Below are 22,142 nucleotides of genomic sequence, written 5' to 3'. Positions count from 1 at the left end.
GGACGCGGCGAATGTAGGCGCCGACGTTGACAGGGCGTAGGCGCCGGAGCGGGGAATGTTGATGGCGCGGTGAGGCGGCATGCCTACGCCGCCGTCTCGCCGGCGGGATTCCGTGTCGAAGGGCGCAATTTGCCGATGAATATGTCTAGACGTATTAACTAAGACATTGAAAATTATTGGTAGTTTTTGCCTATGGCGACGGCGAACCGGAACCGCCGCGCCGAAGATCGGCCGACAGGGTCAGGGGCGTGACGCCGCCGTTCAGGCGGGCGCGGTAGACCTGCATGGTTTCCAGCGTGCGCATGACGTAGTTGCGGGTTTCGCTGAAGGGGATGCATTCGATGTAGTTCAGCGGGTCGGACGCGCGCGGGTCGCCGCAGCTGGCGGCCCACTGGCCTGGCCGCCCCGGACCGGCGTTGTAGCCAGCGGCGGCCATGGCGTAGCTGCCGCCGAAGGTTCCGGTCATGTCGCCCAGATAGCGGGAGCCGAGCTTCATGTTGAAGGTCCCGTCGAACAGGCGGTCGGTCGAATAGTCCTCGCCCAGCAGGCGGGCGGTGTCGCGCCCCGTTCCGTCGAGCAGCTGCATCATCCCGAGAGCCCGGGCGCCGGAGCGGGCGTTCGGATCGAAGTTGCTCTCCTGGCGGGCGATGCTGAGCACGAAGGCCGGCTCGGCGGCGCCGGGAACCTGCGGCACCGGCAGCACGGGATAGCCGCGCTCGGGCATGATGACGCCGCGCTGGGCGGCGGTGCGCACCACCCGCATGCCCAGATCCTGGTCGCCGGCCGAGCGGGCGAAGTCGACGAGCAGCGCCGCTTCCCCCGCCGTCGGCAGCACATCGTCGAGCTGCAGAACGAAGCTGCGGAACTGCTCCTTCAGGCCGAAGTCCTGCAGCAGGCGGGCGGCGCGGACGATCTCGCGGCCGTCGAAGCGGCTGCGGTCGGCCTCGGTGATCTGCGGATCCTTGCCCAGGGTCAGGGTGGTCAGGCCGGCCTTCTCGGCGGCCAGCTGGCCGTAGAAGACGGTCAGGTGACGCGCGCCCTGCCGGTAGAAGGCCTGGGCCTCGGCGGTCTTGCCCAGCGCCTCGGCGGCGCGGCCCTGCCAGTAGAGGGCGCGGCCCTGGGTGATCGGCGAGACCCCGGCGCCGGCCAGGCGGGCGAAGTGCTGTTCGGCGCCGGCCGGGTCGCCGAGCCTGGTCAGGGCCAGCCAGCCGGCGTAGAATTCCGCCTCCGCTGCGTCGGCGCCGGTGGTCATGCCGCAGTCGCGGGCGAGGTTGTAGGCGGCCCGGGGATTGCCCGCCTGCAGGGCGGCGACGATCATCCGCCGCTTGTCGGGCCAGATCCGGGCGGCGGCGTCCGCATTCGGCGGGGGCGTCATGCGGTCCGACAGGGAAAAAGCCAGGGCGGTCTGGCCCCGCTTGTAGGCGTACAGCGCCTGTTCCCAGATCAAGCCCGGATGGCGGCGTTGCTCGGCGGTCAGGCCGGCGACCAGGGCGCCGGCGTCGGTGCGGCCCGAGCGCAGGGCCATGCGGGCCTCGGCCAGGGCCTTCTCGGGGCCGGTCAGGGTGGCGGCCAGGTCCTCGGCGGCCGGGCCTTGCGGGCCCCACAGGAGGAGGTCGGCGCGGGCGTTGTTGTCGGCCTCGCTCAGATAGGCGCCAAACCGCGTGCGCATGGCGACCTGAGGCTCGAGCTCGAACAGCCGGGTTGTCCACCAGCGCTGGATCAAGGTGCGGGCCTGTGGCTCTCGGCCCGTGGCCTTGAGGGCGGCGGCCAGGGCCATGGCGCCCTCGGCCGTGACCGGCTCGGCCCCGCCGAACCAGTCGATGATCTTCCGGGGCGGCAGGTTGCTGGATTCGAGCCGTTTCTCGGCGGCGACCTGGCGGCCGCGCGCGCGGGGCCAGCCGGCGAGGTCGCGACGGGCGGAGTCGGCCTCGAAGAAGCTCATGCTGTCCGGCGCGCCGTCGGCCAGGGCCCAGACGGCGATCTTGCGGGCCAGGGGATTGTTGATGCCGCTGATGGCGGTGCGCACCTGGGCCCCGTCGCCGGCCTTGGCGGCCGCGAAGGCCATGGAGAGGTACTGGGCGTCACCCTCGCCGGCCATCTCGTAGCCGGGCAGGGCGGGCGCGGTCAGCCGGGCAGGGGCCTGGGTCAACGCCGAGCCGGCCATGGTCAGCGCCAATATCGCGCCGCCGCCCGCCAGCCAGACCTTGCCTGCGCCGATCCTCAACCGAAACCCTCCGGAACAATCACGACCCCCGCCCATTGCGAAGCAACAGGGCCGCTCATATTGTCCGCCCCCAATCCATGGCCGCAAGCTGTTGCGGCGATCTGACGGCCTTTTTACACGCCATGTTCCAATCCCCCTTCAAGGGCGTCCTTCCCGCCCTGGTGACCCCGTTCCGCAACGGCGAGATCGACGAGACGGCCTTCGTCGCGCTGGTCGAGCGCCAGATCGCCGGCGGCGTGCACGGGCTGGTGCCGGTCGGCACCACCGGCGAGACCGCCACCCTCAGCCATGAGGAGCACCGGCGGGTCGTCGAATTGTGCATCCAGACGGCGCGTGGCCGGGTGCCGGTCATCGCCGGGGCCGGCAGCAACTCGACGGCCGAGGCTATCGAGCTGGCCCAGCATGCCAAGGCGGTCGGCGCCGACGCCGCCCTGATCGTCTCGCCCTACTACAATCGTCCCAGCCAGGAAGGCATCTACCAGCACTACAAGGCGATCAACGACGCCGTGCAGCTGCCGATCATCGTCTACAACGTGCCCAGCCGCACCGGTTCGGACATGTCCAACGAGGTGCTGGAGCGGCTGTCCAAACTGCCCAACATCATCGGCATCAAGGACGCCTCGGGCGATATCGGCCGGATGTCGCAGCAGCGCGTCACCTGCGGCGAGGAATGGGTCATGCTGTCGGGCGATGATCCCAACGGCGTCGGTTATGTCGCGCAGGGCGGCCATGGCTGTATCTCGGTGACCGTCAACGTCGCGCCGGAAGCCTGCGCCACCATGTACAACGCCTGTCTGAAGGGCGATTTCGAAACCGCCCGCTACTGGCAGGACCGGCTGATCCTGCTGCACAAGGCGCTGTTCGCCGACGCTTCGCCCAGCCCGACCAAGTTTGCGCTGGCGACGCTTGGCCTGTGTTCGGAAGAGTGCCGCCTGCCGATCAGCCCCTGTTCGGAAGCCGCCCGCGTCCAGGTCCTCGACGCGATGCGCGCCGCCGGCGTGCTCTGATGGCCTCCAAGGCAACCAGCGGCGGGCTGATCGCCGAGAACCGGCGCGCGAAGTTCGACTACTTCCTCGAGGATCCGATCGAGGCCGGCATCATGCTGCTCGGCACCGAGGTGAAGTCCTTGCGCAACGGCCGCGCCAACATCGCCGAGTCCTATGCGGCGGTCGAAAACAACGCCATCGTGCTGATCAACGCCGACATCCCGCCCTATGCCGGCGGCAATCGCTTCAACCATGAGCCCCGGCGGCCCCGGAAGCTGCTGCTGAAGAGCAAGCAGATCGACAAGCTGATCGGGGCGGTGCAGCGGGAGGGGCGGACGATCATCCCGACCAAGCTGTACTGGAACGAGAAGGGCCTGGCGAAGCTGGAACTGTGCCTGGCCAAGGGCAAGAAGCTGCACGACAAGCGCGAAGCCTCGGCTGAGCGTGACTGGCAGCGGGACAAGGCGCGGCTGCTCAAGGACCACGGCTGAGCGCGCCGGGCCTGGTCCTCGCCACCCTAATTGGGGATGATCGACCTGCGGTCTTGCTGCCAGCATGGGCTCCATCCTGGAGTTTTCGTGCTTATGCGTTGGTCTTCCCTGGTTTTTCTCGTGGGCGTTGTTTCGGTCCTGGCGTTCGGACGGGCGCAGGCCCAGTCCGTCAAATGCGACAAACACAAGCGGACGGATAATCCCAAGGTCATCGCCTTCGGCGGGTCGGAGCCGGTGGACCTGCAGATGATCTCGACGGCCTGCTGGATCGAAAAGGGTGTGCCGCATCATGCCGGCGACAAGCGCGGCCTGAAGGACGCGGCCGGCAAGGTGCTGATTCCGGAGCGCTACAACACGATCATCCCCCTGAGCAGCGCCCATTCTCTGGTCGAGGTGCGCAAGCTGGGCGGCGGGGCGGACCACGCCAACGGCTGGCACGTCTACATGCATGGCAAGGGGCCAGGCCCCCGGCTGGCCTACAGCCGGTTCCATGTCCTGCCCGGCGGGCGCGGCCATCTGAAGGTCGTGGTCGGAGAAGGCAGTGAGCCGCCCGGACAGGCCTTGATGCGCCGGGTCGGGCTGATCACCTCGGCGATGACGACGGTCAAGGATATCGAGGCCTTCGGCCTGTCGATGAATCCCGATCTGCAGTCGAACCAGATGGGCCACATCATCTGGGAGAGGGGCCTGAACTGGGCGGTGGAGCGCTATGGCGACAACGCCATCGTCGTCCACCGGGCGATCGACAAGAGCCAGATGCTCAGCATGGCCGGAGAGCCGATCTCGCCGGTGATGAGCCGCATCTTCCTGTTCGGGCGCGGCCGCGACGCCGTGGTGTCGCTGATGCAACTGCAGCATCCGGACCTGCCGCAGTCGGACACCCAGAAAAGCACCATCATCGGACGCTCGACCAGCCTGCTCTACCTGCCGCTGGACACCAGCGGCGTGGTCATGCCGCTGCCGCCCGGGGCCATCGGCGTCATGCTGCTGCCGGGGGACACGAACGGCCTCGGCACGACGGCGGTCGGCTGGGCCATCGTCTATCCGCGCGGCGAGGGGTTCGAGGTCGCCTACGGAACCGGATCCCTGGCCAGCGTTCTTGGCCGGGCTTCAAGCCTGCCCCGCTATGCCGGGCTGGCGATCCGCTGGGACCGGGTGGCGGTCAAGGAGCCGGCCTCGGGGCAGTGGAACGTCCTGGCCAGGACGACCCTGGCGCCCGATCCGATGGGGCTGACCAACGAGCGCACGGCTGCGGGCGCCTACCGGATCTATGACCAGCGGGAGCGCGCCCGGGACGCGGCCCTTCGCCAGGCCAATGCCGAGCGTCAGGCTCGCGCGGCGGCCGAGCGGGCTCGCCTGGCGGAGGAGGCCCGCCAGAAGTCGGACGCGGAGCGGGCGAGGTTGCAGGCCCTGTTCAACCGCGACCCCTGCAACTGGGAACTGCGCCGCGGGGTGTTCGAGCTCGGCGACGACCGTGTCCGCGCCTATTATGAACGTTGCGGCATCACCAGCCAGGAAGAGATCCCGACCGCCCGCCGCGTGGGCGTGAGCAGCTCGGTGATCCAGTCGGCGACCGACCGCCTGTGGCGAGACCCGGCGGCGACCGCCCGGGTGCAGTACAACGCCAGCACCTCGGCCCTGAACGGCGCCCAGGGAAACTGGGCCGCGCCGATCGGGGCAGCCCAGGGAACCTATGGCGCCCAGCAGCAGCGCTATGCCTGGGAACAGCAGCTCAAGCGGCAGATCGGTTTCTGAAGGCCTGCTGGTCCTAGTCGATCAACTCGCGCACCCGCTTGAAGATGTCCTCGAACATCGCCGGCGTCAGCCGCCCGGTGTTCGTGTTCAGCCGTGAGCAGTGGTAGCTGTTGATCACCCGGTAGGGCCCGGCATCGAACTCCGAGCCGTGGCCGGGGGCGCCGGTCGAGCCCTTGAGGTTCAGGGCCCTCAAGAGGCTGCGGCGGGAGACGTCGCCCAGGGTGACGATGACCTTCAGGTTAGGCATGGCGGCCAGGGTGTTCACGAAGAACGGCCGGCAGGTCTTTTCCTCGCTGGTCTCCGGCTTGTTCAACGGCGGGGCGCAGCGGACGGCATTGGTGATCATGCAATCGACCAGCTGCAGCGAGTCGTCCGGCCGCGCCTCGTAGGTCCCGGTGGCGAAGCCGGTCTTCTTCAGCGTGTCGTAGAGCAGCCAGCCGGCGTGGTCGCCGGTGAAGGGACGACCCGTGCGGTTGGCCCCGGTGCGGCCAGGGGCGAGGCCGGCGACCATCAGCCGACCGTCCCAGTCGCCGAACGACGGGGCCGGGCCGTTGTACCAGGTCGGCTCCTTGCGCTGGTTCTCCCGCCGGTACTCGACCAGGCGCGGACAGAGCGGGCAGTCGCGCGGGGGTTCTGGGGAGGTGAGGTCAACAGCAGGCATGGCGTTTCCTAGCGCGAGTCGGAAACTTCCCACTCCCGCCCCAACCCCGATCATCCCGACGAAAGTCGGGACCCAGTTGGCAAGTCGTTTGAGGCTTCGGCTCTGATTAGCACCAGCCCGGCGCCGCAGGCGGACACTGGGTCCCGACTTTCGTCGGGATGATCGGAATTTTGAGAGTTACAGTTCGTCCTCGGCCTCGATCTCGGCGCGGGTGCGGTTGTCGTAGCCGCCACCGCTACGGGGCGCCGGGCCGCGCGAGGGGCGGCCGATGATGTCGCCGAGGTCGGCGAGGTCGATGAAGTGGTCGGCCTGGCGGCGCAGGTCGTCGCTGATCATCGGCGGCTGGCTCTTCACCGTCGAGACGACGCTGACCCGCACGCCCTTGCGCTGCACCGCCTCGACCACCGCCCGGAAATCGCCGTCGCCGCTGAACAGCACCAGGTGGTCGGCGGCCTCGGCCATCTCCATCATGCCGACGGCAATCTCGACATCCATGTCGCCGCGCCAGCGGTCGCGGCCCTGGGCGTCGACGAACTTGCGGGCCGTCTTGGTCACCAGGGTGAAGCCGTTGTAGTCGAGCCAGTCGACCAGCGGCTTGATCGGCGAGTAGTCGTCGCCCTCGACGATGGCGGTGTAGTAGTAGGCCCGGATCAGCACCCCGCGCCGGCGGAACTCGTCCAGCAGCTTGCGGTAGTCGATGTCGAAGCCCAGGGCCTTGGCCTGGGAATAGAAATTGGCCCCGTCGATAAACAGGGCCAGCTTCTCGGTCGGATAAAAGGTCACGGTTTCAATTCCCCAAAACAAGCAATGGATGAAATATCGAACTTCGATGACGCCGTGATCGTCGCCCTCGGGAGCAATCTTCCCGGCGACTATCCCGACGTTCCGGCCCTGCTGGAGGCGGCGCTCGAAGCGTTTGCCGCCCACGGCCTGACCGTGGTCGCCAGATCGGGCTGGTGGCGTTCCGCCGCCTGGCCCGATCCGGCGATGCCTGCCTATACGAACGGCGTCGTCATTGTCGAGACGGGGTTGGGCGTGGCGGCGACGCTCAGCGCCCTGCATGCCATCGAGGCGGACTTCGGCCGGGTGCGGCATGTGGCGAATGCGCCGCGCACGCTGGATCTGGACCTGATCGCCCATGGCCGGGCGGTGGTCGGGGAGGGCGGGGTGCAGGTGCCGCACCCGAGGGCGCATGAGCGGCGATTCGTCATGGGACCGCTGGCCGATATTGCGCCGCGGTGGAGGCATCCGGTCTCTGGGGGGAAGGCGGAAGCGCTGGCTTTGACCGCCAGCGTGGGGGCCGACGCCTATCCGATCCCTTCTCCCGCTTGTCGGGAGAAGGTGGCCCCGAAGGGGTCGGATGAGGGCGGCGCCAGCGATTGAAGGTTGGCGAGGGCAGGGCGTCGTCGGCCGGCGCTGCCCTCATCCGACCGGCTTCGCCGGCCACCTTCTCCCGACAAGCGGGAGAAGGGACGTGCAGTTGTCTTGCGGCGTTGCACAATAGCGCGCAAAACACTATGTAGCCCGGTTCCTACCGGCACCGCTGAGAGAATCCATGGCCCGCGTCACCGTCGAAGACTGCATCGAGAAAGTTCCCAACCGCTTTGGTCTGGTCCTGCTGGCCGCCCATCGCGCCCGGGGCATCTCGGCCGGCGCGGCCCTGATGGTCGATCGCGACAACGATAAGAACCCCGTCGTCGCCCTGCGCGAGATCGCCGATGACGTGGTCGATAACGAGGGCCTGAAGGAACATCTGATCACCACGCTGCAACGCGTCGATGAGCGGACCGAGGCCGAGGAAGAGGCGGAAACCGTCGCCCTGCTGTCGGATCCGACCCACATGCAGATGAGCGAGGCGGAACTGATCCGCGCGCTGCAAAGCGACCGCGATGGCGGTCAGGAGGAGCGGTACTGAGCCCCGAAGGCGCAGAACCCCTCATTCTGGAGGCGGCCGAAGAGGTCGCCTCCCCATCGACCACGCCTCCTGCACCGGAGCCGACGGCGGCCCAGAAGGTCGCCGCCCGGCCCAAATACATGCGCCAGTACGAGCTCATTGAGCGCGTCCGCGCCTACGAGCCCGACGCCGACGAGGCGCTGCTCAACAAGGCCTATGTCTACGCCGTCCGCATGCACGGATCGCAGACCCGGGCCAGCGGCGATCCCTATTTCGCCCATCCCGTCGAAGTCGCCGGCATCCTCACCGAATACCGCCTCGACACCGCCTCGATCATCACCGCCCTGCTGCACGACGTCATCGAGGACACCTCGGCGACGCGCCAGGACATCGAGAACCTGTTCGGGGCCGAGGTCGCCGAGCTGGTCGAGGGGGTCACCAAGCTTTCCAAGCTGGAGCTGACCGCCGACTACGCCCGCCAGGCCGAGAACCTGCGCAAGTTCATCCTGGCCATCTCCAAGGACGTCCGCGTCCTGCTGGTGAAACTGGCCGACCGTCTGCACAACATGCGGACGCTGCACTTCATCGCCAAGCCGGCCAAGCGCGAGCGCATCGCCCGCGAGACGCTGGAAATCTACGCCCCGCTGGCCCGCAACATCGGCTGTCACCGCATCTGTTCGGAGCTGGAGGAACTGGCCTTCGAACAGCTCAACCCGATGGCCCGCACCGCAATCATCCGCCGCCTTGAGGTCTTGCGCGGCGAGCAGGGCAAGGCGGTGATGACGGTCAGCAATGATGTCGCCCGCCTGCTGGAGGCCGACGGCATCGCCACCCGCGTGTTCGGCCGCGAGAAGCATCCCTTCTCGATCTGGCGCAAACTGCAGCGCAAATCGGTCGGCTTCTCCCAGCTCAGCGACATCTACGCCTTCCGCGTCATCGTCGACTCCGAGGCCGACTGCTACCGGGCGCTCGGACTGATCCACCGCGCCTGGCCCTGCGTGCCGGAGCGGTTCAAGGACTTCATCTCGACCCCCAAGCGCAACAACTACCGCTCGATCCACACCACGGTGATCGGCCCCAAGGGCATGCGGATCGAGATGCAGATCCGCACCGAGGCCATGGACCGGGTGGCCGAGGACGGCGTCGCGGCCCACTGGCGCTACAAGAACAAGTCCTACGGCTTCGACGCCGAGCACATGGAGGCCGAGGGCGGCCGCGATCCGCTGTCCAACCTGCGCCAGCTGGTCGCCGTGCTCGAACACGGCGGCGACGCCGAGGACCTGGTCGAGCACGCCAAGCTGGAGATGTTCCTCGACCAGACCTTCGCCTTCACCCCGAAGGGCAAGCTGGTCAGCCTGCCGCGCGGGGCCATGCCGCTGGACTTCGCCTATGCCGTCCACACCGATGTCGGCGACAGCACCATCGGGGCCAAGATCAACGGCGAGCTGAAGCCCCTGCGCACCCCGCTGGTCAACGGCGACGTGGTCGAGATCATCAAGGGCGCCAAGCCGGCCGTGCCGCCCGACTGGCGCAGCCTGACGGTCACCGGCAAGGCCCGCAGCGCCATCCGCCGCCACATCCGCCAGACCGAGAAGGAAGAGTTCCTGCGTCTCGGCAAGGCGGCCCTGTTCCAGGCCTTCGAGCGGGTCGGCAAGAGCCGCACCGGCGTCTCCCTGCGCCCGGCGCTGGAGCGCCTGGACGTGCCGACCGACGACGACCTCTATGACGCCATCGGCCGCGGCCGCATCACCCCGATGCAGGTGATGGAGGTGGTCTTCCCGGGCATGGACGACACCGCCCGCGCCGCCGCCGTCGCCCGCCGCGCCATCGACGACGGCAAGGAATCCCGCATCTTCGTGCGCGGCGCGGGTCTCGCCCCCGGCGTGACCCTGCACTTCATGCCCTGCTGCACCCCCGTGCCCGGCGACCGCATCGTCGGCATCATGCGCGAGGGCGTCAACGAGGTGGACATCCACACCATCGACTGCCGCACCCTGGCGCAATACGAGGACCAGGGCGACCGCTGGCGGGATCTCGCCTGGACCCCGGAAGCCGAACGCAACACCAGCAGCCGGGCCAAGCTGCGGGTGACCATCCTCAACACCCCCGGCGTGCTCGGCGAGGTTTGCACCATCATCGGCGAGGCGGGCGGCAACATCGTCGGCCTGAAGATGACGCATCGGCAGGAGGATGTGTTCGACGTCGATGTCGACCTGGACGTAACGGACAACCGCCACATCACCACGATCATCGCGGCGCTGCGGGCCTGCCCGAGTGTCGAGGGCGCCGAGAGGCCGATGGGCTAGAGCGTTCGCCGGCCAGGTGGACTCACCTGGCCGATCAGCGAGAGCGACCAACAAGGACTCTAGAGCCAGACCGGGTTGGTCACCAGGTCCGGCGAATACATGTTCACATACTGCGCCATGCGCGGCTGATGGCCGGTATTGCGGCTCGCCCCGTGCGGCAGATCGTTGCGCCAGATGATCAGGTCGCCGGCCTTGGCCGCGACAGGGCGGGCCTGGTCGTCGAGATTGACGGTCCGCGGCGAAGCGCCCTCCAGACTGTCCAGCCAGGCGTCAAGACGGTGGTGGAAGCCCGGGACCAGCCGGAAGGCGCCCTGATCGGCGGCCGTGTCGGTCAGGTAGAGGATGCCTTGCGTGGCGAAGGGGATCGGCCGGGCCAGGCTGACATCCCAGTGCAGCCCCGGTTCCCGATAGCTCTGGCGCTGCGTCGAGGGGGGATTGAAGCTGAGCCGGTCGGTCGTCATCCACAGGTCCGCCGTGCCCCACAGCTGGGCGAAGGCCTTGTGCACCCTTGGCGACCGGCGGGCCGCCTCCATGGACGGATGCTGGAAGCGCTGGATCATGATGCCGTTGGTCCTGGGGCCGTACCAGCTGTCCGGCCTGTCCGGATCGGCGCCTGCCTCTCGCCAGATCAGGGCTTCGACAGCCGCCGCCTCGGCCCTCGAAATCGCCCCTGGCAGGATGACGTAGCCCTCGGCCTCCCAGTGATCGAGGTCGTCGGCGTCCAGCACCGGATCCATGGCCTCGATGCCGTCCAGCCAGGCGCGGACGGGGGCCGGCGGCGGGGCGCGGTCGGTCCAGGCGTTGAAGCGCATGACCCGCAGCGGATCCGGCGGGCCGGCGGTTGACAGAATCCAGTCGACGAAGCGGTCATAGTCGGGCCGCTCCCGGCCGATGAAGGTCAGGGTCTGCTCGAGACCCAACCCCAGCGTATCGAGCAGCAGCCTGGCGGAGCGGCCTCGCCCCATGCCCACCCCGGCCAGCCGGTCATCGAGATAGGTCCGCAAACCCTTCACGCCGTCCAGGCCGCTGGTCTCGATCCGGCACATCAAGCAACACTCCCCGCACCAGGAGCTTCTACATGACCCGCCACATCCTGACAGGCCCCCCGGGGGCCGGCAAAACCGTGATCCTGCGGGGCCTCGAACGCGCCGGCCTCGCCGTGGTCGAGGAGGCCGCCACCGACGTCATCGCCTGGGCCCAGGCGAACGGCGACGACGCACCGTGGGAGCGGCCGGACTTCACCGACACCATCCTCGACCTTCAGCAGCAACGGGCGGCGAGGGCGCCGGCCGGCCCGGTGATCTTCGACCGTTCGCCGGTCTGCACGCTGGCCCTGGCCCGATTTCTCGGCCGCGTCCCATTGCCCGGCCTGCAGGCCGCCGCCGAGGCCGCCCGCGAGCGCTACGACCCTCGCGTCTTCTTCGTCGAAGGCCTGCCGACCATCATCAACACCGCCGCTCGCCGGATCACGCTCGAAGACGCGCGGCGCTTCGGCGCCCTGCACCGGCAGGTCTACGCCGAACTCGGTTTCGACCTCATCGACGTGCCCCCGGCCTCGGCCCGTGACCGGGTGGCGCGGGTGCTGGCGATCCTGCCTAGCGCGGCGTCCGCGCCAGGCACCAGCGCACCTGGGCCGTGCGGATAGCATCCTTCCAGGTCATGTCCTCGGTGACCGCCAGGAAGCCCTTGTCGCTGGTCATCGCAGCGACGCTCAGGCCCTTCTTTGCGGCGGCGTCCTTGACCCAGGCCTCCATGGCGCCGGCCAGCTCGGGCTTGTCAAAGCCGGTCTCCCGGTCCTCTTCCTCCACCAGGTACAGCTCGGCCGAGACCGCCGCGGCGCAGTGCATGGACAGGTCCGCCGGCGCGCTCGGCAGGCCAACGGACATCGGCCCGCCCTGGGCAAAGGCGGCGCTGGCGACAAGCAGGGCCGCGCAACCGGCGGCGAGGGAAAAAGCGCGCATGGATACCTCCTGAAACAGGGGGCCAATGTCGGCGTCCTGGCGGCGAGCGCATGCCCAAAATCAGGGGGCCGGCGGTTTCCGCTTGCGTCACGCAAGGGTATCGAACGATTGTTTGAACCAAGAAAAGAACAATCACTCGAGGAAACACAGGTCATGGCCATCGACTTCGAAATCCCGGCGGAAGCCAAGGCAGTCCGTGAAAAGGTCCGTCAGTGGGTCGCCGATGAATGCATCCCGGCCGAGAAGCTTATTCACGACACGGACAGCTACAAGTCGGTCCTCGCCGACCTGCGCAGCAAGGCCCGGGCCCAGGGCCTGTGGCTGCCCTTCATCCCGACCGAATACGGCGGCATGGGCCTCGGCCCGCTGGCCAACGCCCTGGTCCAGATGGAGCTCGGCAAGAGCCACCTGGGGGCGCTGAGCATGAACAGCCAGGGGCCGGACGACGCCACCATGCTGACCCTGCTGGCCCACGGCACCGAGTACCAGAAGGAGAAGTTCCTCAAGCCGCTGCTGAACGGCGACAAGCGCGTCTGCTACTCGATGACCGAGAAGGCCGCCGGCGCCGACGCCACCGGCATGCAGACCACGGCCGTCAAGGACGGCAATTCCAACTACATCCTCAACGGCGAAAAGTGGTTCAGCAGCGCCGCCAGCGCCGCCGACATCGCCGTGGTCATGGCCAAGACCGACCCCGACGCGCCCCGCCACCAGCGCTTCTCGACCTTCATCGTCGAGCTGCCCGACCCCGGCTACCGCATCATCCGCGACATCGGCACCATGGCCGCCGAAGGCCCGCTCAGCCACATCATGGGCGGCGGCCACAGCGAGATCGCCATCGAGAACCTGGTCGTGCCGGCCGAGAACCTGCTCGGCGGGGAAGGGCAGGGCTTCAACATGGGCCAGCACCGCCTGGCCTACGGCCGCCTGCGCCACGGCATGCACAACGTCGCCATGGCCCAGCGCGCCCTCGACATGGCCACCGAGCACGTCACGACGCGGGAGACCTTCGGCCGCAAGCTGAAGGACCGCCAGGGCGTCCAGTGGATGCTGGCCGACTGCGCCAGCGAGCTCTACATGGCCCGGCTGATGCTGATCCACATCGCCTACAAGGCCGAGAAGGGCATGGACCTCCGCCAGGAAAACTCGATCGCCAAGGTCTTCCTGGCCCACATGGTGCACAAGGTGGTCGATACGGCGATCCAGCTGCACGGCGCCCTCGGCTACTCCACCGACACCCCGCTGGCCCGCTGGTACACCCACATCCGCTCGCAACGGCTGGTCGACGGGCCGGACGAGGTGCACCGCTGGACCGTCGGCCGCAACGTCATCAAGGCGTTCGAGCGCGACGGCACGACGGCCGCGGCGGCGGGTGGGGATATTCTGTAGCGCCCCAATATTCCGATCATCCCGACGAAAGTCGGGACCCAGCTGGCAAGTCGCGTAAGGGTTCGCTCTGACTTGCGCTAGTTCTGCAGGGCTGGTGGACACTGGGTCCCGACTTTCGTCGGGATGATCGGATTTTTTGTGTTTCCTCACGGAGTCCGGACATGCCCGAACCCATCCTCGACCCCGACCTGCCGATCATCGATCCGCACCACCACCTGTGGGACCGCACGGCCCTGCTGCCGGTCCTGCCGCCGCCGACCCACGGCTTCGAGCAGATCATCCGCCGGGTCCCCCGCTATCTGCTCGACGAGCTGCTCGCCGACATGGGCAGCGGCCATAACGTCGTCGCCACCGTCTACATGGAGTGCGGCGCTTTCTATCGACCGGACGGCCCGGCCCATCTGAAACCGGTCGGCGAGATCGAGGCCGTCAATGGCCTGGCCGCCATCGCCGACAGCGGCGTCTACGGAACCGCCAAGCCGAACGCCGGCATCGTCGGCCACGCCGACCTGACGCGCGGCGCCGCCGCCCGCGAGACGCTGGAAGCCGAAATCGCCGCCAGCCCGCGCTTCCGCGGCATCCGCCACAGCGCCAGCCACGACCCCGACAGCGGCGTTCTGGGTCCTCTGGTCCGCCAGCCCGCCGGCCTCTACCTCGACAGGACCTTCCGCGAAGGCTTCGCCCAGCTGGCCCCCCTCGGCCTCTCCTTCGACGCCTGGCTTCTGGAGCCGCAACTCCCCGACCTCATCGACCTGGCCCGCGCCTTCCCGGACACCCAGATCGTCCTCGACCACGTCGGCACCCCGCTCGGCATCGCCAGCTACACGGGCCGCCGCGAGGAGCGCTTCGACATCTGGCGCGCCAACATCCGCAAGCTGGCCGAACTGCCCAACGTCGCGGTGAAACTCGGCGGCCTGGCCATGGTCTTCCCGGGCTTCCCCTCCTGCCTGTCGGACCCGCCTGCGCCCTCGACCCAGCTGGCGGCCGAATGGGGCCCCTACCTCGAAACCTGCATCGAGGCCTTCGGGACGGACCGCGGCATGTTCGAGAGCAACTTCCCGGTCGACATCCTCAGCTGCAGCTACGCCACCCTCTGGAATGCCTTCAAGGTCTTCGCCAAGGGCTATTCGGCCGACGAGAAGACGGCGCTGTTCAGCGGCACGGCGGCAAAGGTCTATCGGCTGGCGCTCTAAGGCGGCATGCTGGCGGCATGACCGTTCGCACTGTCGCCATCTTTGCGCTGCTGATCCTGACGAGCTGCGACCGGCGGCCCGTGGCGCCCTACGACCAGCGTTGCCTGATCAATTGCGGCCGACCGTCGCCCACCATGTCAGACTTGGTGGGAACATGGCGCGGCCCGGATGGCGGCGAGCTGATCATTGAGAAGGGCAATGTGTTCCGCATCCCTGTCGGCGAACCGTGCGGCTTTCCGCCCAGAGACGGCGTCGGGGCCGACGGCTACGTCCACGGCCATTTCGACATCAAGCAGAGGGAAGGACTCAGCACGCCCCGTGACAGCAGGGTCGACTGGTGGCTGCTGATCTATGCTGATCCACCAGGCGTTTCGATGGGGTCGGCCGCCTATCCGTCCTATGGACCCAAGCGGATCGAACTTGGCCGGTGCGTGCTGACCAAAGTCGAGTGACGCCCCTTCCTCCGCCCGCGAACGCTGCTAAACAGCGAACCCATGACCACCGATGACGTCCTCGACGAATTCCGCGCCGCCGGCGCCCTGCGCGAAGGCCACTTCGTGCTCTCCAGCGGCCTGCACAGCCCGGTCTTCCTGCAGAAGAACCTGGTCTTCGCCCAGCCGGACCGCTGCGCCCGGCTCTGCAAGGCCCTGGCCGATCTGATCGTGGAAAAGGTCGGCAAGCCGGACCTCTGCATCTCGCCGGCTGTCGGCGGCATCATCCCGGGCTACGAAACCGCCCGCCAGCTGGGCGTCACCTCCCTCTACGTCGAGCGCGAGGGCGGCGAGTTCAAGCTCCGCCGGGGCTTCCAGGTCGAGCCGGGCGACCGGGTCGTCATGGTCGAGGACATCGTCACCACCGGTCTCTCCAGCCGCGAATGCATCGCCGCCATCAACGCCGCCGGCGCCACGGTCATCGCCGCCGCCTGCATCGTCGATCGCTCCGGCGGCAAGGCCGACGTCGGCGTGCCGCTGATCGCGCTGGCCACCCTCGACGTCCCGGCCTACCCCGCCGACGCCCTGCCGCCCGAACTGGCGGCCATCCCGGTGCAGGACCCCGGCAGCCGGCGGCTGTCGAAGTAGCGACCATAAACTAACCGCTGTCATCCTCCGGCCGCGCAGCGGACCGGGGGACCCAGCGCGGCTCTGGAAAGACTCTCTGGCCGTTTTCACGCGGACAATTGGGTCCCCCGGTCCGGCTTCGCCGGCCGGAGGATGACAGCGCTATCGGGTTGGGGGAGGAAGCCTACCCCTTCGCCGCCGCCTCCAGCGGAGCGATATCCAGCTTCACCATCTTCATCATCTGCTCGGTCACCCGCCGGATCACCGCCGGATCCGGATCGCTCATCAGCTCCCGGAACCGCGCCGGAATGATCTGCCAGCTCAGCCCCCAGCGGTCTTTCAGCCAGCCGCACTGCTCCTGAACGCCGCCTTCGCCGAGCGCCGCCCACAGCCGGTCGAGCTCGGCCTGCGTCTCGACCTCGACCATGATCGAGAAGCTGTGGTTGAAGGGGTCGAGCGGCCCGGCCTCGAGGGCCATGTAGCTCTGGCCGCCGAGGGTGAAGCCGAGGACCCTGACGCTGCCGGCCGGACCCGAGGGATTGTCGGCCATGACCGCCGTGGTCTCCCTGATCGTCGAGCCCGGGATCAGCGCGGTGTAGAGGCGGACCGCCGCCTCCATGTCCTTCTCGAACCACAGATGTTGGGTGACCTTCATCGTCTCTGCTCCCTTGAGGCGGCCGCTTTCAGTCCAAGGACGGTCCGGCGGCGGCGTTGCCGACATCCCCCGGCAAGAATCCGTCGCCGAACGTGACCGCGCCGCCCTTTCCCGGCGGGCAGGGGGGTCTTAAGTAGACAGCACAGCCCTTCGGACCCCCGCCCATGACCCTGCGCCCCATACCTTTGCGTCTCGGCGTCAACATCGATCACGTCGCCACCATCCGCAACGCGCGGGGGGCCAGCTATCCCGAGCCCACCCGGGCGGCCGAGATCGCCCTGCTGGCCGGGGCCGACGGCATCACCGCCCACCTGCGCGAGGACCGCCGCCACATCTCCGATGCCGACATCGACGCCCTGGCCGACCTCTGCCGCAAGCGCGGCAAGCCGCTGAATTTCGAGATGGCGGTCACCGACGACATGGTCGCCATCGCCCTGGCCCACCGGCCGCACGCGACCTGCCTGGTCCCCGAGCGCCGCGAGGAGGTCACCACCGAGGGCGGCCTCGACGTGGTGCGCGGCGGCAACCGCGTCCGAGACGCCGTCCAGACCCTCAAGAGCGCCGGCAGCCGCGTCTCCCTGTTCATCGAAGCCGACCCGGCCCAGATCGCCGCCAGCGCCGACGCCGGGGCCCAGGTCATCGAACTGCACACCGGCGCCTTCTGCGACGCCGCCCGGGCCGGCGAGCACGAGCGCGCCGCCGCCATCCTCGCCCGCCTGACCGCCGGCGCCGCCCAGGCGGCGCAAGCCGGTCTCGAGGTCCACGCCGGCCACGGCATCGACTACGCCACCGTCGGTCCCGTCGCCGCCATCCCGCAGCTGGCCGAGCTCAACATCGGCCACTTCCTGATCGGCGAGGCCATCTTCGTCGGCCTGGGCGAGGCTATCCAGCGGATGCGCCGACTGATGGACGCCGCCCGCGCGCAGGCGGAGCAGGCCGCGTGATCATCGGCCTGGGCAGCGACCTCTGCGATATCCGCCGCATCGACAAGACCCTGGAGCGGTTCGGCGATCGCTTCGTCCAGCGCCTCTACACCGACATCGAGCAGGCCAAGTCCGACCGCCGCAAGGACCGCGCCGCCAGCTACGCCAAACGCTTCGCCGCCAAGGAGGCCTGCGCCAAGGCGCTGGGCACCGGCGTGCCTCGCCGCGGGGTCCACTGGAAGGACATGGGCGTCGTCAACCTGCGCTCGGGCGCCCCGACCATGGCCCTGACTGGCGGGGCGGCGGAACGGCTCGCCCAGATCATTCCCGAGGGCATGGAAGCCCGCATCCACGTCACCCTGACCGACGACCACCCCTATGCCCAGGCCTTCGTCATCATCGAGGCGCTGCCGAAAACCCCAACCCTGTGAAATCCGGCACAATCACCCACACGGCGCCGGCGCCACCCCCAACAGACGCCCGGCCCGACCACCACTGCCGGCAGGACCTTTTCCCGTCATAGCCACACCGGCAACGATCTGAATAAAAAGAGCTTTTTCTATTTCCTCGGTGCGGAAGGCGGTATAATGGCCGCCGCTTCGCGTCCGCGGGCCCCTCTTCCAACTTACGCCACGAAGGCGAACTATCAGGCGCGCCGCTTGCCCGTGGGATATTCCCCGTCTAACCAGTCCCGCTGGGCTTTTCGTCCCAGGTCTTTCAAGAGAATCACGCGCCGATGACCGACGCCACCGTGACAGACGGCCCCATCGAGCCGAGTGACACTCCGCCGCCGACCTTCGTCCAGGAGGTCATCGAGATCGCCAAGACGGTGGCCTATGCGCTGCTCATCGCGCTGGTGCTGCGGGTCTTCCTGTTCCAGCCCTTCACCATCCCGTCGGACAGCATGGAGCCGAACCTGCTCCACGGCGACTACATCATCGTCAACAAGTTCTCCTACGGCTACTCCAAGCACTCGATCCCGCTGAGCCCGCCGCTGTTCAAGGGCCGCATCTTCGGCTCCAAGGCCAAGCGCGGCGACATCGTCGTCTTCAAGCTGCCGGCCGACAACAAGACCGACTACATCAAGCGGGTCATCGGCCTGCCGGGCGATCGCATCCAGGTCCGGGGCGGGGTGCTGTACGTCAACGAAAAGCCGCTGCCCAACGTCCAGGTCACCCGCGACGACGCCGCCGACATGGACCGCGTCCGCCGCCAGGAAACCAGCTACGACAACAAGACCTACGTCACCTACGCCGGGGCCGAGTACGGCTATGTCAACAACACCGGCGTCTTCCTGGTGCCCCAGGGCCACTATTTCATGATGGGCGATAACCGCGACAACTCGCTGGATAGCCGCGTCGAGCCCAACTATGCCGCGCCCCGGTCGGGCGGCGTCGGCTTCGTGCCGGCCGAGAACCTGGTCGGCAAGGCCCAGATCATCCTGCTCAGCTGGTACCCGCCGTCCGAGCCCTTCGACACCGGCAAACACCATGAGGGCGCCGCCCTGTTCAAGCCCTGGACCTGGTTCACCGAAGCCCGTCCGAGCCGGTTCTTCCGCATTCTCAAGTGAGGAACGGGCTGAAATGAACGCCCGGGTCCTGGCCGTAGAGGCGCTCGAACGCCGCATCGGCCACACCTTCGCCGACCGCGAGTTGCTCGAGCGCGCCCTGACCCACTCGTCGGTCGGCGATGGCGCCATCAAGGTGCGCCATAACGAGCGGCTGGAGTTCCTCGGCGACCGGGTGCTGGGCCTGCTGGCCACCGAACGCCTGCTGGCCCTCTATCCGGAGGCCAAGGAGGGCGAGCTCAGCCCGCGGCTGGCCAACCTCGTCAACGGCAAGGCCTGCGCCCGCGTCGGTCGCCGGCTTGAACTGGGCGTGGCCCTGCGGATGAGCGGCTCGGCCACCAAGATGGGCGTGCGCGACAACGACGGGGCCCTGGGCGACGCCGTCGAGGCCCTGATGGCGGCCATCTACATCGACGGCGGGCTGGAAACCGCCCGGTCCTTCTTCCTCGCCGCCTGGGGCGACGAGTTCGACCATCTGGAAGCCCCGCGCTCCAAGGACGCCAAGACCCGGCTGCAGGAATGGGCCATGGGCCTGCGCCTGCCGATCCCGACCTACACGGTCGTCGACCAGTCGGGACCGGCCCATGCGCCGCGCTTCATTGTCGAGGTGTCGGTCAGGGGCTATGAGAGCGAACGCGGGGAGGGTGGGTCCAGGCGAGAAGCGGAAAAGGCTGCGGCGTTGATCATGCTGCTGAAACAGGAAGGCAAAGCATGACCCGGGCAGGTTTCGTCGCCATCATCGGCGCGCCCAACGCTGGCAAGTCCACCCTCACCAACCGGCTGGTTGGCGCGAAGGTGTCCATCGTCACCCAGAAGGTGCAGACCACGCGCTTCCCGGTGCGCGGCGTCGCCATGGCCGGCGAGGCGCAGATCATCCTGCTCGACACCCCCGGCATCTTCACCCCCCGCCGCAAGTTGGACCGCGCCATGGTCCGCAGCGCCTGGGCCGGGGCCGACGACGCCGACGCCGTTGTCCACCTCGTCGATGTCCAGGCCGAGCTCGCGGTCCAGGACGGCAGCGCCAAGCCCGCCGACAAGCGCGGCGTCATCGACGTCCAGACCATCATCGAGAACCTGCAGGGCTCGAAGAAGAAGGTCATCCTGGCGCTCAACAAGATCGACGGCGTCAAGCGCGAGCGGCTGCTGGCCGTCTCCCAGGCCCTGTTCGAGACTGGCGTCTACACCGAGGTCTTCATGATCAGCGCCGCCGACGGCAACGGCGTCGACGACCTGAAGGCCCGCATGGCCGAACTGATGCCGGAAGGCCCCTGGCTCTACCCGGAAGACCAGACCGCCGACATCCCGGCCCGCCTGCTGGCCGCCGAGATCACCCGCGAGAAGCTCTACCTGCGCGTCCACGAGGAACTGCCCTACGCCGCGAGTGTCGATACGGTCGCCTTCGAGGAAAAGCGCGACGGCTCGGTCCGCATCGAACAGACCATCTTCGTCGAACGCGAGGGCCAGCGGGCCATCGTCATCGGCAACAACGGCCAGACGCTGAAGTGGATCGGCCAGAAGAGCCGCGAGGAACTGGCCGAACTGTTCGAACGAAAAGTCCACCTGTTCCTCCACGTCCGGGTTCGCGAGAACTGGGCCGAGGAACGCGAAGCCTATTCGGCCATGGGCCTGGATTTCGACGTTTAGTGCAGGGGACTGGTTGTCCGTATCAGCGCTGCGCCCGCACTTGCGCGAATGCGTCCCGGACAACCTGTCCCCGACCGTCCGCCGTCGCCGATCGCACCTGATCGGGGACAGGTTGTCCGCCCGCCGCTGGCGCCCCATGCTGAAACAATGATGACCCGGACAACCCGTCCCCTGCGCCTCGCGCTCCTGATCCTCGCCCTGCCGGCGACGCCAGCTTTTGCACAGCCGAGTGGCGCCGAACGGGCGATCAACGTCACGCTCGACAGCCTGCACGAGGCGGCGGCGAAGGCCGACGGCAAACGCTACTTCGCCCTCTATTCCAGGGACGCCATCTATATCGGCACCGACGCGGCCGAACGCTGGACGATCAGCCAGTTCCGCGCCTACGCCGAGCCCTACTTCGCCAAGGGCAAGGGCTGGACCTACAAGCCCCGTGAACGGCACGTCGTCGTCACCGAAAATCCGTGCCGATGCATCGCCTGGTTCGACGAACTGCTCGACAGCGAAAGCTACGGCACCAGCCGCGGCACCGGCGTTATGGTGCTGGAAGACGGCCAGTGGAAGGTGGCGCAATACGCCCTGACCTTCCCGATGCCCAACGACCTGGCTCACGGCTTCACGGACCAGATCAAGGCGTTCGAGGCCAAGGCCAAAGCGCCCAAGTGATGGAATGGGAAGATGAAGGCTACATCCTGTCGGCTCGGCCGCATGGCGAGTCCGGCGCCATCGTCGATCTGCTGACCGAGCGCCACGGCCGCCAGGCGGCCCATGTCGCCGGCGGCTCGTCCCGCCGCCTGAAGTCAGTCCTGCAACCCGGCGCCAAGGTCCTGGCCGCCTACCATGCCCGCGTCGAGGGCCAACTGGGCTCGGCTCGCATCGAGCCGATCGGGGAGGGGCCATCCGAACTGTTCGACGATCGCCTGGCCCTGTCAGGCCTCGCCGCCGCCGCCGCCGTGGCGGCCGGCGCCCTGCCCGAGCGCGAGCCGCATCCCGGCGCCTTCCACGCCTTCGACGCCCTGATCGGCGCTCTGGCCATCCCCGACGTCTGGCCCGCCGTCTTCGTGCAGTTCGAGGCCGGCCTGCTCAGCGAGATGGGTTTCGCCCTCGACCTGACCAAATGCGCCTCGACCGGGGTCACCGAGGATCTGGTCTGGGTCAGCCCGCGCACCGGCCGCGCCGTATCCCGGGCGGCGGGCGAGCCCTACGCCGACCGCCTGCTGCCCCTGCCGCCCTTCATGCTGTCGCCGCGCAACGGCCTGGGCGAGGGCGACATCCGCGCCGGCTTCGACCTGACCGGCCACTTCCTCGAGCAGTATGTCTTCGGGCCGCTCAACAAGCCGCTGCCCCCCGCCCGCGTCTGGCTTTTGGAGCGACTCTCCGACGCTGGACGGCTATGAAGCCTCCCCCCGCGCGGGCCGGGGCCCTAAGGTAAGTC

Annotated in this window: 24 protein-coding genes; 18 read left to right on the top strand and 6 right to left on the bottom strand. The window is 68.3% G+C overall.

Going from position 1 to position 22,142, the window contains the following annotated elements; translation table 11 throughout:
• Positions 1–190: 190 nt before the first annotated feature.
• Positions 191–2,224: a lytic transglycosylase domain-containing protein gene (locus tag O5I81_RS12915; RefSeq protein WP_271065289.1), complete on the bottom strand. Its 2,034-nt coding sequence runs from the start codon at positions 2,222–2,224 to the stop codon at positions 191–193.
• A 122-nt stretch (positions 2,225–2,346) separates the two neighbouring features.
• Here O5I81_RS12915 and dapA point away from each other — a divergent pair, with 122 nt between their 5' ends.
• From dapA to O5I81_RS12900, 3 genes are all read left to right on the top strand, one after another.
• Complete coding sequence (gene dapA, locus O5I81_RS12910; RefSeq protein WP_271065288.1) at positions 2,347–3,231, top strand: 4-hydroxy-tetrahydrodipicolinate synthase; 885 nt, start codon at positions 2,347–2,349, stop codon at positions 3,229–3,231.
• A complete protein-coding gene (gene smpB, locus O5I81_RS12905) occupies positions 3,231–3,701 on the top strand; it encodes an SsrA-binding protein SmpB (RefSeq protein ID WP_271065287.1) in 471 nt (156 codons plus the stop codon). Before dapA ends, smpB begins: the two co-directional genes overlap by 1 nt.
• Before the next feature lie 93 nt (positions 3,702–3,794).
• On the top strand, positions 3,795–5,456 hold the full coding sequence (locus O5I81_RS12900; protein WP_271065286.1) for a hypothetical protein: 1,662 nt from the start codon (positions 3,795–3,797) through the stop codon (positions 5,454–5,456).
• Positions 5,457–5,469: 13 nt separating this feature from the next.
• On the opposite strand, the gene O5I81_RS12895 is transcribed toward O5I81_RS12900, so the two are convergent.
• Positions 5,470–6,117, bottom strand: a complete 648-nt coding sequence (locus O5I81_RS12895; protein WP_271065285.1) for a uracil-DNA glycosylase — start codon at positions 6,115–6,117, stop codon at positions 5,470–5,472.
• Between the two features lie 177 nt (positions 6,118–6,294).
• Positions 6,295–6,900 carry an NYN domain-containing protein gene (locus tag O5I81_RS12890; protein WP_271065284.1) on the bottom strand — a complete coding sequence of 202 codons (606 nt, stop codon included), beginning with the start codon at positions 6,898–6,900 and terminating at the stop codon, positions 6,295–6,297.
• A 24-nt stretch (positions 6,901–6,924) separates the two neighbouring features.
• Here O5I81_RS12890 and folK point away from each other — a divergent pair, with 24 nt between their 5' ends.
• The 3 genes from folK to O5I81_RS12875 all read left to right on the top strand — a co-directional run bounded on the left by folK (position 6,925) and on the right by O5I81_RS12875 (position 10,317).
• Positions 6,925–7,500: a 2-amino-4-hydroxy-6-hydroxymethyldihydropteridine diphosphokinase gene (gene folK, locus O5I81_RS12885; RefSeq protein WP_271065283.1), complete on the top strand. Its 576-nt coding sequence runs from the start codon at positions 6,925–6,927 to the stop codon at positions 7,498–7,500.
• A 172-nt stretch (positions 7,501–7,672) separates the two neighbouring features.
• Complete coding sequence (rpoZ, locus tag O5I81_RS12880) at positions 7,673–8,032, top strand: DNA-directed RNA polymerase subunit omega (protein WP_271065282.1); 360 nt, start codon at positions 7,673–7,675, stop codon at positions 8,030–8,032.
• Between the two features lie 119 nt (positions 8,033–8,151).
• On the top strand, positions 8,152–10,317 hold the full coding sequence (locus O5I81_RS12875; protein ID WP_271065281.1) for a bifunctional (p)ppGpp synthetase/guanosine-3',5'-bis(diphosphate) 3'-pyrophosphohydrolase: 2,166 nt from the start codon (positions 8,152–8,154) through the stop codon (positions 10,315–10,317).
• Positions 10,318–10,376: 59 nt separating this feature from the next.
• Here O5I81_RS12875 and O5I81_RS12870 read toward each other — a convergent pair whose 3' ends face one another.
• Positions 10,377–11,363: a phytanoyl-CoA dioxygenase family protein gene (locus tag O5I81_RS12870; protein ID WP_271065280.1), complete on the bottom strand. Its 987-nt coding sequence runs from the start codon at positions 11,361–11,363 to the stop codon at positions 10,377–10,379.
• Positions 11,364–11,395: 32 nt separating this feature from the next.
• Here O5I81_RS12870 and O5I81_RS12865 point away from each other — a divergent pair, with 32 nt between their 5' ends.
• A complete protein-coding gene (locus O5I81_RS12865; RefSeq protein ID WP_271065279.1) occupies positions 11,396–11,962 on the top strand; it encodes an AAA family ATPase in 567 nt (188 codons plus the stop codon).
• On the opposite strand, the gene O5I81_RS12860 is transcribed toward O5I81_RS12865, so the two are convergent.
• Positions 11,913–12,278, bottom strand: coding sequence for a hypothetical protein (locus tag O5I81_RS12860; protein ID WP_271065278.1), 366 nt, complete (start codon positions 12,276–12,278; stop codon positions 11,913–11,915). The genes O5I81_RS12865 and O5I81_RS12860 overlap by 50 nt on opposite strands.
• Positions 12,279–12,431: 153 nt before the next feature.
• Here O5I81_RS12860 and O5I81_RS12855 point away from each other — a divergent pair, with 153 nt between their 5' ends.
• The 4 genes from O5I81_RS12855 (at position 12,432) to pyrE (ending at position 15,939) form a co-directional block, all read left to right on the top strand.
• The gene (locus O5I81_RS12855; protein ID WP_271065277.1) at positions 12,432–13,667 is read left to right on the top strand and encodes an acyl-CoA dehydrogenase family protein; all 1,236 of its coding nucleotides are present in this window, start codon (positions 12,432–12,434) and stop codon (positions 13,665–13,667) included.
• 161 nt (positions 13,668–13,828) lie between these two features.
• Entirely contained in the window at positions 13,829–14,860 is a 1,032-nt protein-coding gene (locus tag O5I81_RS12850) for an amidohydrolase family protein (protein WP_271065276.1), read from the top strand.
• 17 nt (positions 14,861–14,877) lie between these two features.
• Positions 14,878–15,312, top strand: coding sequence for a hypothetical protein (locus O5I81_RS12845; protein WP_271065275.1), 435 nt, complete (start codon positions 14,878–14,880; stop codon positions 15,310–15,312).
• 42 nt (positions 15,313–15,354) lie between these two features.
• The gene (gene pyrE / locus O5I81_RS12840; protein WP_271065274.1) at positions 15,355–15,939 is read left to right on the top strand and encodes an orotate phosphoribosyltransferase; all 585 of its coding nucleotides are present in this window, start codon (positions 15,355–15,357) and stop codon (positions 15,937–15,939) included.
• Between the two features lie 163 nt (positions 15,940–16,102).
• Here the strand turns inward: pyrE and O5I81_RS12835 are convergent, their stop codons facing one another.
• Entirely contained in the window at positions 16,103–16,573 is a 471-nt protein-coding gene (locus O5I81_RS12835) for a VOC family protein (protein ID WP_271065273.1), read from the bottom strand.
• A 179-nt stretch (positions 16,574–16,752) separates the two neighbouring features.
• Between O5I81_RS12835 and O5I81_RS12830 the strand changes: the two genes are divergently transcribed.
• The 7 genes from O5I81_RS12830 (at position 16,753) to recO (ending at position 22,104) form a co-directional block, all read left to right on the top strand.
• On the top strand, positions 16,753–17,517 hold the full coding sequence (locus O5I81_RS12830) for a pyridoxine 5'-phosphate synthase (RefSeq protein WP_271069026.1): 765 nt from the start codon (positions 16,753–16,755) through the stop codon (positions 17,515–17,517).
• A complete protein-coding gene (acpS, locus tag O5I81_RS12825) occupies positions 17,514–17,927 on the top strand; it encodes a holo-ACP synthase (protein ID WP_271065272.1) in 414 nt (137 codons plus the stop codon). Before O5I81_RS12830 ends, acpS begins: the two co-directional genes overlap by 4 nt.
• Positions 17,928–18,232: 305 nt before the next feature.
• A complete protein-coding gene (gene lepB, locus O5I81_RS12820; protein ID WP_271065271.1) occupies positions 18,233–19,066 on the top strand; it encodes a signal peptidase I in 834 nt (277 codons plus the stop codon).
• 13 nt (positions 19,067–19,079) lie between these two features.
• On the top strand, positions 19,080–19,778 hold the full coding sequence (gene rnc, locus O5I81_RS12815; protein ID WP_271065270.1) for a ribonuclease III: 699 nt from the start codon (positions 19,080–19,082) through the stop codon (positions 19,776–19,778).
• On the top strand, positions 19,775–20,707 hold the full coding sequence (gene era / locus O5I81_RS12810; protein ID WP_271065269.1) for a GTPase Era: 933 nt from the start codon (positions 19,775–19,777) through the stop codon (positions 20,705–20,707). Before rnc ends, era begins: the two co-directional genes overlap by 4 nt.
• A gap of 150 nt (positions 20,708–20,857) precedes the next feature.
• Positions 20,858–21,373: a nuclear transport factor 2 family protein gene (locus tag O5I81_RS12805; protein WP_271065268.1), complete on the top strand. Its 516-nt coding sequence runs from the start codon at positions 20,858–20,860 to the stop codon at positions 21,371–21,373.
• Entirely contained in the window at positions 21,373–22,104 is a 732-nt protein-coding gene (recO, locus tag O5I81_RS12800; protein ID WP_271065267.1) for a DNA repair protein RecO, read from the top strand. The genes O5I81_RS12805 and recO overlap by 1 nt, the downstream gene beginning before the upstream one ends.
• Positions 22,105–22,142 lie beyond the last annotated feature (38 nt).

Origin of the sequence: Caulobacter sp. NIBR1757 (assembly GCF_027912495.1) — a bacterium.
Classification (GTDB): domain Bacteria; phylum Pseudomonadota; class Alphaproteobacteria; order Caulobacterales; family Caulobacteraceae; genus Caulobacter.
The sequence above is the reverse complement of the archived record's forward strand: the minus strand, read 5'-3'. Positions and strand labels throughout refer to the sequence as shown.

Excerpts from the sequence above, each read along its gene's own strand:
- dapA (WP_271065288.1), top strand. The coding sequence starts at position 2,347 with ATGTTCCAATCCCCCTTCAAGGGCGTCCTTCCCGCCCTGGTGACCCCG.
- smpB (WP_271065287.1), top strand. The coding sequence starts at position 3,231 with ATGGCCTCCAAGGCAACCAGCGGCGGGCTGATCGCCGAGAACCGGCGC.
- O5I81_RS12900 (WP_271065286.1), top strand. The coding sequence starts at position 3,795 with ATGCGTTGGTCTTCCCTGGTTTTTCTCGTGGGCGTTGTTTCGGTCCTG.
- O5I81_RS12895 (WP_271065285.1), bottom strand. The coding sequence starts at position 6,117 with ATGCCTGCTGTTGACCTCACCTCCCCAGAACCCCCGCGCGACTGCCCG.
- folK (WP_271065283.1), top strand. The coding sequence starts at position 6,925 with ATGGATGAAATATCGAACTTCGATGACGCCGTGATCGTCGCCCTCGGG.
- rpoZ (WP_271065282.1), top strand. The coding sequence starts at position 7,673 with ATGGCCCGCGTCACCGTCGAAGACTGCATCGAGAAAGTTCCCAACCGC.
- O5I81_RS12875 (WP_271065281.1), top strand. The coding sequence starts at position 8,152 with ATGCGCCAGTACGAGCTCATTGAGCGCGTCCGCGCCTACGAGCCCGAC.
- O5I81_RS12870 (WP_271065280.1), bottom strand. The coding sequence starts at position 11,363 with ATGTGCCGGATCGAGACCAGCGGCCTGGACGGCGTGAAGGGTTTGCGG.
- O5I81_RS12865 (WP_271065279.1), top strand. The coding sequence starts at position 11,396 with ATGACCCGCCACATCCTGACAGGCCCCCCGGGGGCCGGCAAAACCGTG.
- O5I81_RS12860 (WP_271065278.1), bottom strand. The coding sequence starts at position 12,278 with ATGCGCGCTTTTTCCCTCGCCGCCGGTTGCGCGGCCCTGCTTGTCGCC.
- O5I81_RS12855 (WP_271065277.1), top strand. The coding sequence starts at position 12,432 with ATGGCCATCGACTTCGAAATCCCGGCGGAAGCCAAGGCAGTCCGTGAA.
- O5I81_RS12850 (WP_271065276.1), top strand. The coding sequence starts at position 13,829 with ATGCCCGAACCCATCCTCGACCCCGACCTGCCGATCATCGATCCGCAC.
- O5I81_RS12845 (WP_271065275.1), top strand. The coding sequence starts at position 14,878 with ATGACCGTTCGCACTGTCGCCATCTTTGCGCTGCTGATCCTGACGAGC.
- pyrE (WP_271065274.1), top strand. The coding sequence starts at position 15,355 with ATGACCACCGATGACGTCCTCGACGAATTCCGCGCCGCCGGCGCCCTG.
- O5I81_RS12835 (WP_271065273.1), bottom strand. The coding sequence starts at position 16,573 with ATGAAGGTCACCCAACATCTGTGGTTCGAGAAGGACATGGAGGCGGCG.
- lepB (WP_271065271.1), top strand. The coding sequence starts at position 18,233 with ATGACCGACGCCACCGTGACAGACGGCCCCATCGAGCCGAGTGACACT.
- rnc (WP_271065270.1), top strand. The coding sequence starts at position 19,080 with ATGAACGCCCGGGTCCTGGCCGTAGAGGCGCTCGAACGCCGCATCGGC.
- era (WP_271065269.1), top strand. The coding sequence starts at position 19,775 with ATGACCCGGGCAGGTTTCGTCGCCATCATCGGCGCGCCCAACGCTGGC.
- O5I81_RS12805 (WP_271065268.1), top strand. The coding sequence starts at position 20,858 with ATGACCCGGACAACCCGTCCCCTGCGCCTCGCGCTCCTGATCCTCGCC.
- recO (WP_271065267.1), top strand. The coding sequence starts at position 21,373 with ATGGAATGGGAAGATGAAGGCTACATCCTGTCGGCTCGGCCGCATGGC.